Origin of the sequence: Lentibacillus sediminis (genome assembly GCF_002763455.1) — a bacterium.
GTDB classification, from domain to species: Bacteria; Bacillota; Bacilli; order Bacillales; family Amphibacillaceae; genus Lentibacillus_D; species Lentibacillus_D sediminis_A.
In genome coordinates this window covers 124463-138452 of record NZ_NIXK01000008.1, presented here as the reverse complement: position 1 = coordinate 138452, position 13990 = coordinate 124463, and the positions used below count along the sequence as shown (strand labels likewise).

Annotated in this window: 14 protein-coding genes and 1 pseudogene; 11 read left to right on the top strand and 4 right to left on the bottom strand. The window is 45.8% G+C overall.

Going from position 1 to position 13990, the window contains the following annotated elements:
* Positions 1-39: 39 nt before the first annotated feature.
* From CEG13_RS14220 to CEG13_RS14210, 3 genes are read right to left on the bottom strand one after another with little or no spacing between them, the layout of a single operon-like run.
* On the bottom strand, positions 40-528 hold the full coding sequence (locus CEG13_RS14220; RefSeq protein ID WP_100012561.1) for a hypothetical protein: 489 nt from the start codon (positions 526-528) through the stop codon (positions 40-42).
* 7 nt (positions 529-535) lie between these two features.
* Positions 536-1534: a DUF3231 family protein gene (locus CEG13_RS14215; RefSeq protein WP_158234705.1), complete on the bottom strand. Its 999-nt coding sequence runs from the start codon at positions 1532-1534 to the stop codon at positions 536-538.
* A 5-nt stretch (positions 1535-1539) separates the two neighbouring features.
* On the bottom strand, positions 1540-2562 hold the full coding sequence (locus CEG13_RS14210; protein ID WP_100012559.1) for a DUF3231 family protein: 1023 nt from the start codon (positions 2560-2562) through the stop codon (positions 1540-1542).
* Between the two features lie 422 nt (positions 2563-2984).
* Here CEG13_RS14210 and CEG13_RS14205 point away from each other — a divergent pair, with 422 nt between their 5' ends.
* The 11 genes and pseudogenes from CEG13_RS14205 (at position 2985) to CEG13_RS14160 (ending at position 13315) form a co-directional block, all read left to right on the top strand.
* Positions 2985-4529, top strand: coding sequence for a spore germination protein (locus CEG13_RS14205; protein ID WP_100012558.1), 1545 nt, complete (start codon positions 2985-2987; stop codon positions 4527-4529).
* On the top strand, positions 4526-5626 hold the full coding sequence (locus CEG13_RS14200) for a GerAB/ArcD/ProY family transporter (protein ID WP_100012557.1): 1101 nt from the start codon (positions 4526-4528) through the stop codon (positions 5624-5626). The genes CEG13_RS14205 and CEG13_RS14200 overlap by 4 nt, the downstream gene beginning before the upstream one ends.
* Positions 5623-6804, top strand: coding sequence for a Ger(x)C family spore germination protein (locus CEG13_RS14195; RefSeq protein ID WP_100012556.1), 1182 nt, complete (start codon positions 5623-5625; stop codon positions 6802-6804). The genes CEG13_RS14200 and CEG13_RS14195 overlap by 4 nt, the downstream gene beginning before the upstream one ends.
* A 113-nt stretch (positions 6805-6917) precedes the next feature.
* On the top strand, positions 6918-7100 hold the full coding sequence (locus tag CEG13_RS14190) for a hypothetical protein (RefSeq protein ID WP_100012555.1): 183 nt from the start codon (positions 6918-6920) through the stop codon (positions 7098-7100).
* Positions 7101-7157: 57 nt separating this feature from the next.
* Positions 7158-8669 (top strand): amidase, encoded by a 1512-nt coding sequence (locus CEG13_RS14185; protein ID WP_100012554.1) that lies wholly within the window; start codon positions 7158-7160, stop codon positions 8667-8669.
* A 188-nt stretch (positions 8670-8857) separates the two neighbouring features.
* Positions 8858-10402: an AbgT family transporter gene (locus CEG13_RS14180; RefSeq protein WP_100012553.1), complete on the top strand. Its 1545-nt coding sequence runs from the start codon at positions 8858-8860 to the stop codon at positions 10400-10402.
* Between the two features lie 236 nt (positions 10403-10638).
* On the top strand, positions 10639-11901 hold the full coding sequence (locus CEG13_RS14175; protein WP_100012552.1) for a hypothetical protein: 1263 nt from the start codon (positions 10639-10641) through the stop codon (positions 11899-11901).
* Positions 11902-11926: 25 nt separating this feature from the next.
* Complete coding sequence (locus tag CEG13_RS18820) at positions 11927-12082, top strand: hypothetical protein (RefSeq protein WP_158234704.1); 156 nt, start codon at positions 11927-11929, stop codon at positions 12080-12082.
* A gap of 253 nt (positions 12083-12335) precedes the next feature.
* Positions 12336-12605 (top strand): annotated as a pseudogene (locus tag CEG13_RS14170) (KGG domain-containing protein); the annotation flags it as partial.
* 99 nt (positions 12606-12704) lie between these two features.
* Positions 12705-13112, top strand: coding sequence for a KGG domain-containing protein (locus CEG13_RS14165; RefSeq protein WP_100012550.1), 408 nt, complete (start codon positions 12705-12707; stop codon positions 13110-13112).
* 23 nt (positions 13113-13135) lie between these two features.
* The gene (locus tag CEG13_RS14160) at positions 13136-13315 is read left to right on the top strand and encodes a YjzC family protein (protein WP_100012549.1); all 180 of its coding nucleotides are present in this window, start codon (positions 13136-13138) and stop codon (positions 13313-13315) included.
* A gap of 188 nt (positions 13316-13503) precedes the next feature.
* On the opposite strand, the gene CEG13_RS14155 is transcribed toward CEG13_RS14160, so the two are convergent.
* Positions 13504-13887, bottom strand: coding sequence for a hypothetical protein (locus CEG13_RS14155; RefSeq protein ID WP_204758494.1), 384 nt, complete (start codon positions 13885-13887; stop codon positions 13504-13506).
* Between the last annotated feature and the right edge of the window lie 103 nt (positions 13888-13990).

Genomic DNA, 13990 nt, shown 5'->3' with positions numbered 1-13990 from the left:
CACAAAAACACGCTTGAATCTTTGATTCAAGTGTGTTTTTTAGGTACTTCCTTCTGCATATACATTAAGCAGGATTCCTCTAATGATCGCCCCAATTCCCAACCCAACAGGCAAGAACATAATAGGCAGCCACATCGGGCCAGGCGTTATTCCAAAAATTGTAAATACCGGAGAAAAAATTAAGCCTACGGTGACAAAATAGGCTGAGAAAACAAGAGGCAAGTAGGCAAAGGGTTTTTCCCCTCCACCTGCATCCCGATAGGCATCCCAGATGGAGAAGAAATACAAACAAGGGTAAAACATCAGCCACAGATAATTGGTCTGTTCAATCGCTTCCCGTGTGTGGCCCAGAAAGCTTAGCACGATTATGTTATTAAAATTCCCCAGGACGTTGATCAGAAATTCCAGGCCGACCAGCAGGAACCCTTTTAAATATTTACGGTTTAATAATTGCCCAAAACCGGGCAGCGCAATACTCCACAGTACCACTTCCAGCTTTTTGCTTTTTTTGGCAATTGACTTATCCATATGCCACCTATTTGGCCAGCCTTTTTCGATCGGCGGCGATCGGCGGCTGTTCCATCCATCCATGAGCAATCATTATATTCGCGCCGTCATCAGCATAGGTGGCGATTTCGGCGGACAAGCGAGCATAATGGGCTCCCAGGTCGCGCCTCGGACTTAAGGACATCGATGCGCCGTATTGCCCCATGCCAGTTGCGATCAGTGTGGTAATCATTCCCAGCATCATCTTGTCCGAAAAGGGGGCAATGTTGGACTCTGTTACCTCGGAGGTCATCAGCCTCGATCCATCAGGCAAATTGTCCTCTTTTAAAATATCGGAAAATATATCCAGATGTTTCCTGGCAATATCCCTTCCTCTTTCAAAGTATTGCCTGACCTCTTTGGTCTTTGCCACCTGGCTGAAGCCGGTAATGACCGCGTGGCCAACGGCATTGCGTCTCGCGTTGAAAACCAGGTTGGTTATTTCTGTTCCTATCATCGGGCGACGGTCCGTGAACCATCCTGCTAAGAACTTCTGCTTTTTAACATAATCAACTTGCTTCTGTCTTGGTATTTGCGGCATCCGCACGTATACCCCTTTTTCTATAGAAAGTTCCTTTGCCTTCAAATGAAGTTTTTTGGTCGAAGCCAGGGCACTGGAGAAATAGTCAACAACATATCTTCTTTCAACAACAGCCAGGGCTGCACTGTAGGTGGCGAGACTTGCAACGGTCATATTAAAAATGTATTCCAGATAAAGCCGGTCGGAAAAAAGGCGCGGTGCTCCCAGATGGACGTCCTGATCGGTAAATCCACCAGGAAGCGCGTGTCCTTCCTTCAAAAAATAACCGGTTAAATCATCCACATTCTTCTTCAATAACTGCAAGGTTTCCTGGAGAATTGCCTGAATCTCCTCATCCTCCACGTGCTGCAGAAAGTGTTTGATCCCGCACACAGCTAAGGTATCACTCTGATAAGCAGTCCAAAGTGTGGAAATATCCGATACGGAAAGTTTTACTTGTTCTTCCATTTCCATCACCCCTTTCGTTTATTGGTTTTTGCCAGTTCGTCCCTGTCCACCATGCGTGGCGGTTCTTCCAGCCAGCCATTGTTGATCATAATATTGGCTCCATCCTCGGAGTACAAAAGAATTTCCCCGCTTAGCCGGACATATTTGCTGGCAATATCCCGTCTGAGATTGGTTGTGATACTCATGCCATAAAATACGATCCCGGCCGTGACCATCCCGGTGGTGTGATACAGTATCAATTTATCGGAAAAGGGAGCGATGTCAGTGGAGTTTGTTACCATGGCATCCGACCCCATCGGCACAGGGACATCATTGCCCTCGAGAATCTCACTGAGTACATTCACATGTTTCTTAGCAATACCAATTCCGCGCAGTAAATATTTGCGAACTTCATCAGATTGCACGACCTGGCTGAACCCTGTCAATGTCGCATTTCCCACCGAATTCCGCTCTATATTGGAAAATAAATTGGCAATTTCCAAGGTGAGCAATGGACGGCGCTCACCCAGCCAACCGGTGAGGAAGCTTTGTTTTTTTACGAAATCGACTTCCTGTGGTACCGGAATTATTGGCGGGCTGACATAGGTTCCTTTTGCTTTGGCAATGGAAATGCCTTTATGATGAAGTGCATTATAATCACGCAGCTGCTGGGAGAAAAAGGAATAGACATCTTCTCTGGTAGCCATAGAAATCGATGTGGCTGCTGCGTTTAAACCAAGTGTCCCGAGCTGGGTGGCATGCTGCAGCATATAGCCATCCGTGTATAGCCTTGGAGCGGCCGGATTTACATCTTCTTCGCCGAACCCTTGAGGAATTGGATGCTCATTTCCAGTGAGAAAATCTTCAAGTTTGGTGATATGGTTTTTCGATAAATTCAGGGCATCCTCTATAGCCGGCCTAATTTCTTCATCTTCCACCTTTTCCGTGAAATAAGTAAACACGGCAATATTAGCACTGGCATTCATGTAGCTCCCCCATATTTGGGAAAGCTCTGCAGCGGTCAGCTGCTGCTTATTCTGGCCTTCCATTAGAATTCCCTCCTGTGCGCTATTTGACTATTTTTGTTTAGTTTGGCTGGGAAGGATGTATTTATACTGTAAACTTCTGGTTGAGAATGGAAACTTCCGGTCGAGAACGGGAACTTTCGCGGTCGAGAGGAGGAACTTCCGGTCGAGAGGAGGAACTTCCGGTCGAGAGCGGAAACTTCCGGCCGAGAGCAGGAACTTCCGGTCGAGAACGGAAACTTCCGGTCGAGAGCGAGAACTTCCGGTCGAGAGCGAGAACTTCCGGTCAAGAGCGGAAACTTCCGGCCGAGAATGGAAACTTCCGGTCGAGAGAGAAAACTTCCGCCCGAAGCGAGGAGAGAAAGAACCTCAGCCCTCCCACCGTATAATAAACCCCAGAATGGGAAAACAAAGGGCAACGTCTTTCGATTACAAGGGGAATCAGTATGAGATTGGGTGCCATTTTTAAAAAGAAAAATAAACAAAAATCCAAAGACAGCGGCCAGGAAAATTTCACCGTTGATATAGAGAAAAATCTGGATAAGAATCTGGCAAATCTCAGAAAAATGCTGGAAGAGCCGAATGATCTGGTTGTCCGCGAAGTACCAATTGGAAACACCAGAAGCGCAGTCGTCTACATTGAAGGAATGATTGACAAAGCGTTTGTACATAAAAATATCCTGAACAAACTGCAGGAGTACCAGACAGATGCTGATGATTCCCGAAAAATTCTGGAGGAAATCTTCGAGGAAACCATTACGGTTGCAGATGTGCAAAAGGGAAAAACGCTTGACGATGCGGCAAATGCGCTGCTATCCGGAAGCACGGTAGTCTATATCGATGGTGCCCGCCAAGTATTGATAATGGGCACAAGGGGATGGGAAACCAGAGCGATTGAGAAGCCTACGACTGAATCAGCATTGCGTGGTCCGAAAGAAGGATTTGTAGAAAGCCTGCGCACAAATATGACGCTCGTCCGCCGACAGATCCGCGATCCAAACCTGAGATTTAAAACCTATTATGTTGGAAGACGGTCAAAGAAAAAACTCGTGCTCAGTTATGTAGACGGGGTTATTCACCCGGATATTGTAAAAGAACTCCATCGCAGGCTGCAATCGATTGATATGGACTTTGCTCCGGAATCCGGCTATATCGAGCAATGGATTGAGGACAGCTTTTTGTCCCCTTTTCCGCAGATAAGCAATACGGAACGGCCGGATAAAGTGGCGGCAGCCCTTCTTCAGGGAAAGGCCGCGATCATTCTGGACGGGACGCCATTTGTACTTTTAGCACCGGTGACGCTGGGAAGCACCCTGCAATCGCCGGATGATTATTATGAACGCTGGACCATTGGCACATTACTTCGGACATTACGGTATGGTGCGGCTTTTATCGCTATTTTTTTGCCTGGCCTGTACATTGCACTCGCTTCGTATCATCCGGGGATGATTCCATCTGACTTGGCTTTCTCGATTGGTGCATCCAGACAGGGTGTGCCATTCCCTGCCTTTATTGAGGCATTACTCATGTCGCTTACCATGGAGCTTTTGCGGGAGGCGGGGGCACGGCTGCCGAGAAACATCGGGCAGACGATCGGGATTGTCGGCGGTCTGGTCATCGGGGAAGCTGCCGTAACGGCTGGGATTGTCAGTCCGATTATGGTAATTGTTGTGGCACTGAATGCGATAGCTTCCTTCGCGATTCCGGAATACAGTGTCGCCATCTCATTTCGGATTCTGTTATTTGGCTTTATGATTGCCGCAGCCTTTTTAGGGCTTTACGGCATCATTCTTGCCTACATTATGGTCAATATCCATATCGTAAATTTAAAAAGTGTGGGTGTCCCTTATTCTGCACCATTTGCCCCAAGCTTTTTCCGGGACTGGACCGATCTGGTACTCAGGCTGCCGGTCCCGCTCTTGACAACGCGTCCAAAATATTTGCAGACAAATGATCGTACTAGGACTGGAAAAGGAGACACCGATGCATGAGAGATTTTGAATATAGTGATGAAAGAATCAGCTCCAGAGAAATCATGGTTGCCATGCCATCGGTTGTGATTGGGGCGGGCGTGCTTTCTCTGCCAAGTGACCTGGCATCCATCACGATTGGATCAGATGGGTGGATCTCCTTAGCTGTCAGTGGAATGACAGCAATTGCCCTCGCCTGGGCAATTGCCAAATTGGCTTCCCGTTTTCCGCAACAGAGCTTTATGGACTATGCTTCTCATTTAGTAAGCAAACCGGTTGCTGTCGTAATGACTTTTCTGCTTGCTTTGATCAGCCTGCAATACACTGCCTTTGAAGTGCGGCAAATTGCCGATGTGGCGAAACAGTATTTATTTGACCGGACACCGCTGGAAGTCATCTCACTTACTTTTTTGCTTGTCGTTGTCTATGCCGTCTCCGGTTCCCGGGAAGGGCTGTTTCGTTTGAATACCATGTTTTTGCCGATCATCCTGCTGATTACGGTTGGTGTGCTGCTATTTAACTTTGGATGGTTTGATTTCGGAAATTTGCAGCCGATATTTCAAACAGGTTTTACCGATCTGTTGAGGGGCGCTGGTTCCAGCGTCACCTCCTATATAGGATTTGGCATTTTATGGTTTTATGTTGGCTTAGTGAAAGATCCGGAAAAAGCGCCGAGGGCTGCAGCAATCGGCATGAGTCTGCCGATGCTTCTATATGTTTTGTTATTTGTGATGATTGTTGGCGTGTTTGGCAACGCGGCAACCGCGAATTTGCTTTATCCAACGGTTGAACTGGCAAAAACAGTGGATTTGCCGGTCGGTTTTTTTGAGCGGTTTGAATCCATCTTTTTTGTCATCTGGATTATGGCGATTTTCAACACGACCGTCATGGTTTTGGATGTGGCGGTACTGGCGCTGCACACGTTATTTAAAAACACACCAAAAATCAAGATTCTCTTAATCGTGACCCCACTGACTTACCTTGTGAGCATGTATCCCCAGAATTTGTTGGAAGTATCACGGTTTGGTGAAATTATCAGTTACACGGGGGTGGGACTTACGGTATTTCTGCTGATCCTGCTATCTGTCATGCTCAAGATTAGAGGAGGGAAACCGTGAAAAAACGAATAGGATTATTTGTTTGCTGTGTCATGAGTTTTTTGCTTGCGGGGTGCTGGGATGAGATAGACATCGAGGATCGCGGTTTTGTAATTGGAGCTGCGGTTGATCTGGCTGAAGATCAGCCAACTGATCATTATACGCTGGACCTGACGAATCAATTTGTTATTCTAAGAAGCTTTGCCTCTTCGGGTGGAAGTTCCTCCGGGGGAGGCGGCAGCCAGAAACCATACGCCAATGTGACCGCAACTGGGGAAAGCATTTTGGAGATAACCCGGGAGATGGCCGCACTGGCAGGCCGCGCCCCGTATCATGAACATTTAAAGATATTAGTGGTGGCTGCAGAAGTGGCACGCGAGCCCGGGCTGTTTGCCAGCATTATGGATTTATATGTAAGGGACCAGGAAATGCGGAGGGAAATCCGGGTTCTCATTTCAGAAGGTGAAGCTAAAAAGATCATGGAAATCGAACCGTCCGGTGCTACCCTTCCTGCCAGGTACATCTATTCGCTGATGGAGAATAATAACAAGACAATTGAACTGCTTGAGCCTGTCCGGATGGGGTCAATTCATGAATATCTGCTCGAGAAAAACAGCTATGTGCTTCCACACGTTCAAGCAGAAGGAAGCAAGCTTAATTCCAAGGGAGCTGCTGTCATACAGGGACATAATAATAAGATGGTGGGGGCACTTACAGGTACGGAAACAAAAGGGCTAAATTTAATAACAGGGAAAAACAGCATGGGGACCATTAAATTCGAGATCGATGGACAGTTAATGATTTATGAGCTGGAGAACATGAGCAGCGAAATCAAGGTAGACCCAAGTGACAGGGACAATATCGAGATAACTGTAAACATTGAAACAGAAGGCAGGATTTCCGAAATGTTTGGCAGCAGGACCCTAATGGATGAAAGTTATTTAAGGGAAATCGAGCAGCATATTAACAAAAGCTTGGAGGAACTTGCGAATCAGGCACTGACAAAGGGACAAGAAGAATTGCAAGTGGATTTTTTCGGATTCGGAGAAAAAATCAAGCAGAAACATTATGGAATCTGGACAGAGATAAAGGACAACTGGGATTATGGCTCCAACATTTTTTCTAATCAAACTACGGTTGATATCACAGCAAATTCGATTGTTCGTACAATAGGAGCTGCTGATAAAGTGAAAGACTAACGTACCGTACGAAGGTGAAGAAGGTTCGCGTCTCTGGTCGCTAAAAGCAGACTTTAGCAAACCTGGCTTAGGCTAACTGCCATGCTGACAACCTAAAAAGGAGGCAGAGAAATTTGCTTGATAACATTATAGGCCGATTACCGGAAAAGATGATTCTGTTTTGTACGTTATTCGCGTTCCTTGTGCCGTATACGGTCTATAAAATCAACCAAAAACTGCATAAATATGGAGACCCGCCGTGGAAAAGCGCCGAGGTGAAGCAGCATGATAAACAGCGGCCGGGCAAGACTCCATAGTTGGTATGCCCCATCCCCCGTGATAAACTGGGGAGAAATGAGTATAGAGGTGAAAATGTGGATCTTCGCACATATGTAAAATTAGACGCAACCGATTTAGCTGAATTAATGAAAATGAAGGAAATATCACCAAGGGAGCTTGTAGAGTTGAGCTTTCGGCAACTGGAAAACGTGAATCCCTCGTTAAATGCTGTTACATCAAGCCGGAGGGAGAGAGCACTGGAAGAAGCAGCCAGCTTGGATCCAGCTGCTCACCCGTTTGGCGGGGTGCCGGTTTTGCTTAAAAATATTTCGCAAAGTCTTAAAGGAGAACCGATGACCTCTGGCTCACGCCTGCTGTCTGGCACAATAGCCAGGCAGGACTCCCATTTTGTGAAAAAATTTCGTGAAGCCGGCTTTTCGATACTTGGGCATACCAACACCCCGGAATTCGGCTTGAAAAATATTACTGAGCCGGAGATCTCCGGGCAGACAGGCAATCCGTGGAACAATGCCTATTCTCCAGGCGGCTCGAGCGGCGGCTCAGCGGCAGCAGTGGCAGCAGGGGTTGTGCCGCTTGCTGGCGCTAGTGATGGCGGAGGTTCCATTCGCATTCCTGCCTCGTTTACCGGTATATTCGGACTGAAGCCAACCCGCGGCCGTACACCGGTTGGTCCTGGGACTGGCCGTCAGTGGCAGGGAGCTTCCATTGATTTTGTCCTGAGCCGGACTGTTCGCGACAGTGCCGCTATGCTTGATCTTCTGCAGATTATCCAACCGGAAGCCGCTTTCCAGACCCCGTTATTTCCGGGAAGTTATAAAGAGGAGATAGAAAAGCCGTTTAACAAGCCATTACGCATTGCCTATTCAATGGATTCGCCAGTAGGCACCCCCGTTTCGGAAACAGCCAAAACCGCTGTCGATAAAACACTGCATTGGCTGGAAAAAGCCGGGCATATCGTTGAACCACTGACAACCCCCGTGGATGGCTTGGAGCTGATGCGCAATTATTATCTGATGAACAGCGGAGAAATCTCCTCCCTTGTCAGGCAACTGGAGGCAGGGTTTGGGCGTGAGATTACTAGTGAAGATGTGGAGCTGGAGACATGGATGCTTCATGAAGCTGGACAGACAGTCTCTGCGGCGGAGTTTTCCACTAGTCTCAAGGCATGGGATACGGCAGCAGCAAAGATGGCAGAGCTTCACCAAACTTATGATTTATATATTAGTCCGGCAACCGCATTTACCGCTCCAAGAATCGGTGAACTGACCTATTCGGAAACCGAGCAAAGAAAATGGCGTGAGCGGATGAAGGAAGCAGGTCCGGGAGATCGGCAACAATTAATTTATGATATGTTCCTGCCCAGCCTTACATACACGCCATTCACCCAGCTGGCAAATCTAACCGGCCAGCCGGCGATGTCTGTTCCGGTTCACTTATCAGAGGAACGTCTGCCGCTGGGGGTACAGATGATGGCCGGAAAAGGAAACGAGCAAATACTGCTGAAAATTGCCTGGCAGCTGGAACAAAGCAAACTGTGGGTCGATATCAAGCAGAACCCCATGCTGAACATGGATCGCCGTTGTTAGGGTGGTATCCCCGGAGGCTCATGTGACAGTAACTGCCAATATAAAACAATTTTAAAAAATATTTTAGTATTTTTACTTGTTTTTTAGGTATTTAATTATCAACCTAGTATGTTTATAATGGTCTTTACGCCACGACACTTATATTTTCAGAATTTTACCGTATTAATTTCAGAAGGAAGGTGCAAGTCATGGCTGAAAAAAGAAAAGGTGTGTTTCAGCGCTTTTTGGATTTTGTTGAGAAAGTTGGTAACAAATTACCACATCCTGTTACATTATTCGCAATATTAGCGGGACTGGTCTTGCTTCTTTCTGCTGCTCTGCAGCCATTGGGCATTAGTGTAGAGCATCCGGGAGAAGAAGGAGAAATGGTGCAAATCAACAACTTGTTGAATGCGGAAGGGATTCAGTATATCTTTTCCAGCATGACCGATAACTTTATCGGATTCGCTCCGCTCGGCGTGGTGCTTGTCACGATGCTCGGGATCGGGGTTGCAGAGCGGACAGGCTTAATTAGCGCTCTCTTGCGCGGGTTCGTTTTGTCAATACCGAATCGCTTCATTACGATGGGGCTGGTATTTGCAGCGATTATGTCCAGTGTAGCATCGGACGCGGGATATGTTGTGCTTCCGCCGCTTGGGGCATTAATTTTTGCAGCAGTAGGCAGACATCCGCTTGCTGGTTTGGCGGCGGCTTTTGCCGGTGTGTCCGGGGGCTTTAGTGCGAACCTCTTGCTTTCCGGGACAGATGTGCTGCTTGGTGAGCTGACCATTGCTGCGGCAGCTATCATTGACCCTGCCTATGCAGAGACAATGAACATTGCGATGAACTGGTGGTTTATTGCTGTATCTGTGTTCCTCCTTACCTTTATTGGCACTTGGGTTACAGAAAAAATAGTTGAGCCTCGCCTTGGCACATATAAAGGGGATGGCACAGAGGAAGATTTAGAAGGGCTGACTGCTGTAGAGAAAAAAGGTTTAATCTTCTCAGGTGTCGGATTGGGTATTGGTTTGGTGTTGACCGCACTCTTGGTTCTGCCGCCAAATGCACCAATGCGTGGTACAGAAGGAAATTACATGGATCAGATCATTCAGTCGCCGTTCATGAGTTCGCTGGTACCGATTATTGCGATTCTGTTCTTCATTCCTGGGCTTATCTACGGGATTGTCACGAAAAACATACGCGATGACAAAGATGTGGCAGGACAGATGTCAGACACGATGGCTGCCATGGGTATGTTTATTGTGCTATCATTCACTGCAGGTCAATTTGTTGCTTATTTCAATGAAACAAATATGGGAATCGTACTCGGCGTTTACGGTGCGGACTTCCTCCAGAGTGTTAATTTGACAGGTATCCCGTTGATCCTGCTCTTCATTCTGATCACTGCATTCATCAATATCTTTATCGGAAGTGCTTCAGCAAAATGGGCCATGATGGCACCAGTATTTATTCCGATTATGATGCAGCTGGGCTATTCGCCGGAATTGACGCAAATGGCTTATCGTGTAGCCGATTCATCAACCAACATTATTTCGCCGTTGATGACCTACTTTGCGATTATCATCGCTTTTGCCCAAAAATATGATAAGAAAATGGGAATTGGTACCCTCGTTTCCACGATGCTGCCATATTCCATCTTCTTCCTGATCTCCTGGAGCATTATGCTGGTTATCTGGATGTTACTCGGCATACCATTGGGACCTGGAGGACCGCTGGAATATAATCCATCTTAAATAGTTGGATGGAAGGAAAATGCACTGCGTTTAATGCGCAGTGTATTTTTTTGGTTGAAGGTGTTGGCTGGGGGAGTACTCGAAATGTCCACGAAAACGGTTCCCACCCATAATCGAATGAGTATGCACTGATATAGAGAAATCACAGCCACCCGCAAATCACCTCATTCCCACCCCACGTTTCAACCCACCCATCCCGTGAAACTAATATAGTAAGAAAGAAAGGCGGGAATAACATGACGGCAGAAGTAGCTATAATGAATAAACTCGGCATGGCGATGGCCGCAGACAGTGCGATTACCAGCGGCAGGGAGGGGGTGCAGAAGGTATATAATTCAGCAAATAAATTATTTTCAATTTCCGAAAAGCATCCGGTCGGCATTATGGTGCATGGTGCAGCTTCCTTTATGGAAGTGCCATGGGATGTGATTATTAAATCATACCGGGAATATTTAGGTGACCGGAAGTTTGCTGATTTGAGTTATTATATGGATGATCTCTTAGACTTTTTGCGGAAGGATGAACGATTTCGCCGTGAAGATCTGGAACATATTATTATTTACCGTATGTTTTCCGATGTGCTCAAACGTGTTGTAAGGGAGGCAGAGGAAAACATTAGCTCTGAAGAAACTTCGGGCAGAGATATTACCAATGAAAAGGTAACCGAATGGCTGACAGGCTGTATTGATCGCGCGTTCACCTCCTATCAGGAGAAAGAGGAAACGTTTCTTGAATTGGATTATGAAACATTCAAAGCTAATTTCGGGGAAGAAGTGCACAGCATTATTGAGGAATTCATTACTTATGAAATTGATGAGGATCTAGAGGAAAAACTGTACAAATTGGCATTTGAGGTGACTAGAAAAGATTATTTCAGCTTAGGTTCAACAGGCCTCGTGATTGCCGGCTATGGTGAGAAGGAAATTTTTCCGCATTTACTCAACTACAGGCTGGAGGGATTTGTGCTCGGCCGGCTGAAATATAAAAAAATCAAAGAACGAAAAATCAGCTATACAACAGACAAGAAGGATGGCACGGCTAGCATTACACCATTTGCACAACGGGAGATGGTAGATTCATTCATCGGCGGGATGGAACCGAATATAGAGGATGCCATCTTCGGGATTATCGATAAAGTGTTAACCAGCTACCATGAGCAAATAGAGAAGAAAACAGATATTGAATTTACTCCGAAACAGGTTAGCCAGCTGGAAAATATGGGTAATGAGATAAGTGAATACATCAAGGATGCAGTGGAAGAATACCAGCAGCAAAATTACATCACTCCGCTGCTCGGCATCGTGCGTTCCCTGCCGAAAGAGGAGCTCGCCGAAATGGCAGAAGCGCTGATTAACCTTACTTCCTTCAAGCGGCGAGTCAGCCGGGAGACGGAATCCGTCGGGCCGCCGATTGATGTCGCGGTGATCACAAAAGGAGACGGTTTTGTCTGGGTCAAACGGAAAAATTACGCAGATCCCGAGATCAATGCCAGGCTTTAAATATAGGAAAGGGAGGCTTGAGGGTATGGCATTAACAAAAGACAAGCGGAAGAAGAAAGAGGAATACTTTCACCTGTCTGAACAGGACCGGCTTGATTTTGACCGGGAAGATAAGGAGAAAGCGGAGAAAGAAAAGTTAGTAAATAAAGTATTTGAACGGATGAACGGCAAGGAAAAGTAATTTTTACTATTGTAAGTAAAGCCTGAGCGATCAGGCTTTTTTTATTCATCCGGAAAAATAAACACAGATTCGGCATGAGAAAATACATTGTCAGTAATATTTAGCCCTTTAAAATCAGGATCCGCAAATTAATATTACATAACTTTTCAAACCAATTAAATCATAACTATCACGTTTAGAACAAAATAGACCGTGGAATCTCATAAATATAGGCGATGATAAACGCCAAATAAAACGAAGGGAGATGGTTTGAATGGCTAAGAACAATAACAGGAATAACAACAAGATGACGGTGGAAGAAGCAGGCCAAAAAGGCGGAAATCAAACCGCACGCAACCATGACCAGGAGTTTTATGAGGACATCGGTCAAAAGGGCGGACAAACAACTTCCAAAAATCATGATCAGGAATTCTACGAAGAGATCGGGCAAAAGGGTGGAAAAGCCACATCCCGAAACCACGATCAGGAATTCTATGAAGAAATTGGTCAAAAAGGCGGAAAAAAACGCCAGCAGCAAAACAATAACAATTCTTAAGGAAAAAATGGTTTAGTAAAAGAAACATTTGGAAACAGAAACTATGTAAAGGATAAGACCAAATTCTTTCGAAAGGAGATGTCACAAATGGCAAAGAACAATAACAACAATCGCAACATGTCTCTGGAGGAAGCGGGTCAAAAAGGCGGTAACAAAACCGCACGCAATCACGATCAGGAATTCTATGAGGAGATCGGCCAAAAAGGCGGAAAAGCGACTTCTCGAAATCAAGACAAAGAATTCTATCAGGACATTGGCCAAAAGGGCGGGGAAACTACCGCTGACACGCATGATAAAGAATTCTACGAGGACATCGGGCAAAAAGGCGGCGAAACGACAGCTGACACCCATGACCAGGATTTCTATGAAGACATTGGCCAAAAAGGCGGCAAGGCAACTTCCCGCAGTCATGACAAAGAATTCTATCAGGACATCGGTCAAAAAGGCGGAAATGAACGTGCCCGTCAAAGTAACAACAATAACAACAATTCTTAATTGCGGCTAAGGAGGAATTAACGATGGCAAACACCAAATTTAAAACAGGTGAAAACGCACCAGAAAATGGAAAATTCAAGGTGGACAGCCTGGTGAATGGTGGATCAGCAAGTAACGATAATACGACAATCGACATGGAGCAAGGGGAGCCGCTCCCACCATCCCCTTCCAGTAATGAAGCAGCATATTGGGTAAAAGCATAATGAATTTGAAAAGACCCTCTTGAGTTTTCGCTCAAGGGGGTTTTTATTTGCTTATACATATAAAAGAAGGCGGAAGCACACGCTCCCGCCGACGGCAAAATAACAACAATTCTTAATTGCGGCTAAGGATTGTCTTTTTGCCATTATAATTATATCGAATGTTATTGATAGGGGCAAGTATTTTGCACTCACGAATTATTTTCCATCCATATTTCCGAATTCACTGCTTTGATAAAGCTTCCATCTCCAATTTCAACGGCAATTGCTTCATTCGTATCAACCCCATTAATTTTATAGTAGGTAGTCCCGACAGGAAATTCATTGGAAAAATTCTCCTCATACGGGTCCAGCATATCGTATCCTGTATCATCCGTTGAATACGTTTTAACAGAGCCAATTTCCTCGCCAATCTGATTTTTGTCCAGTTCCTCAGCTCCACTTGTGACATAACTGGTATTATCCCACCTGACAAAACTATAAGCCCAGCTTTCCTCTGAAGATTTTGGCCTGCGCAACCAAGTAGACAAGTACATATATTTAAAACGAATTATTGAAAGTTCATTCCTCCTCATAACTAGTTCCAAAAAATTCAATCATTCGCTTTTACTTCATGAGCCTTTTTTAGTATGATTAAAGTTAGATAGATACTCGAGAAATGTGGCACGGGAGAGGAGC

Excerpts from the sequence above, each read along its gene's own strand:
- CEG13_RS14220 (WP_100012561.1), bottom strand. The coding sequence starts at position 528 with ATGGATAAGTCAATTGCCAAAAAAAGCAAAAAGCTGGAAGTGGTACTG.
- CEG13_RS14215 (WP_158234705.1), bottom strand. The coding sequence starts at position 1,534 with ATGGAAGAACAAGTAAAACTTTCCGTATCGGATATTTCCACACTTTGG.
- CEG13_RS14210 (WP_100012559.1), bottom strand. The coding sequence starts at position 2,562 with ATGGAAGGCCAGAATAAGCAGCAGCTGACCGCTGCAGAGCTTTCCCAA.
- CEG13_RS14205 (WP_100012558.1), top strand. The coding sequence starts at position 2,985 with ATGAGATTGGGTGCCATTTTTAAAAAGAAAAATAAACAAAAATCCAAA.
- CEG13_RS14200 (WP_100012557.1), top strand. The coding sequence starts at position 4,526 with ATGAGAGATTTTGAATATAGTGATGAAAGAATCAGCTCCAGAGAAATC.
- CEG13_RS14180 (WP_100012553.1), top strand. The coding sequence starts at position 8,858 with ATGGCTGAAAAAAGAAAAGGTGTGTTTCAGCGCTTTTTGGATTTTGTT.
- CEG13_RS14175 (WP_100012552.1), top strand. The coding sequence starts at position 10,639 with ATGACGGCAGAAGTAGCTATAATGAATAAACTCGGCATGGCGATGGCC.
- CEG13_RS18820 (WP_158234704.1), top strand. The coding sequence starts at position 11,927 with ATGGCATTAACAAAAGACAAGCGGAAGAAGAAAGAGGAATACTTTCAC.
- CEG13_RS14165 (WP_100012550.1), top strand. The coding sequence starts at position 12,705 with ATGGCAAAGAACAATAACAACAATCGCAACATGTCTCTGGAGGAAGCG.
- CEG13_RS14160 (WP_100012549.1), top strand. The coding sequence starts at position 13,136 with ATGGCAAACACCAAATTTAAAACAGGTGAAAACGCACCAGAAAATGGA.
- CEG13_RS14155 (WP_204758494.1), bottom strand. The coding sequence starts at position 13,887 with ATGAGGAGGAATGAACTTTCAATAATTCGTTTTAAATATATGTACTTG.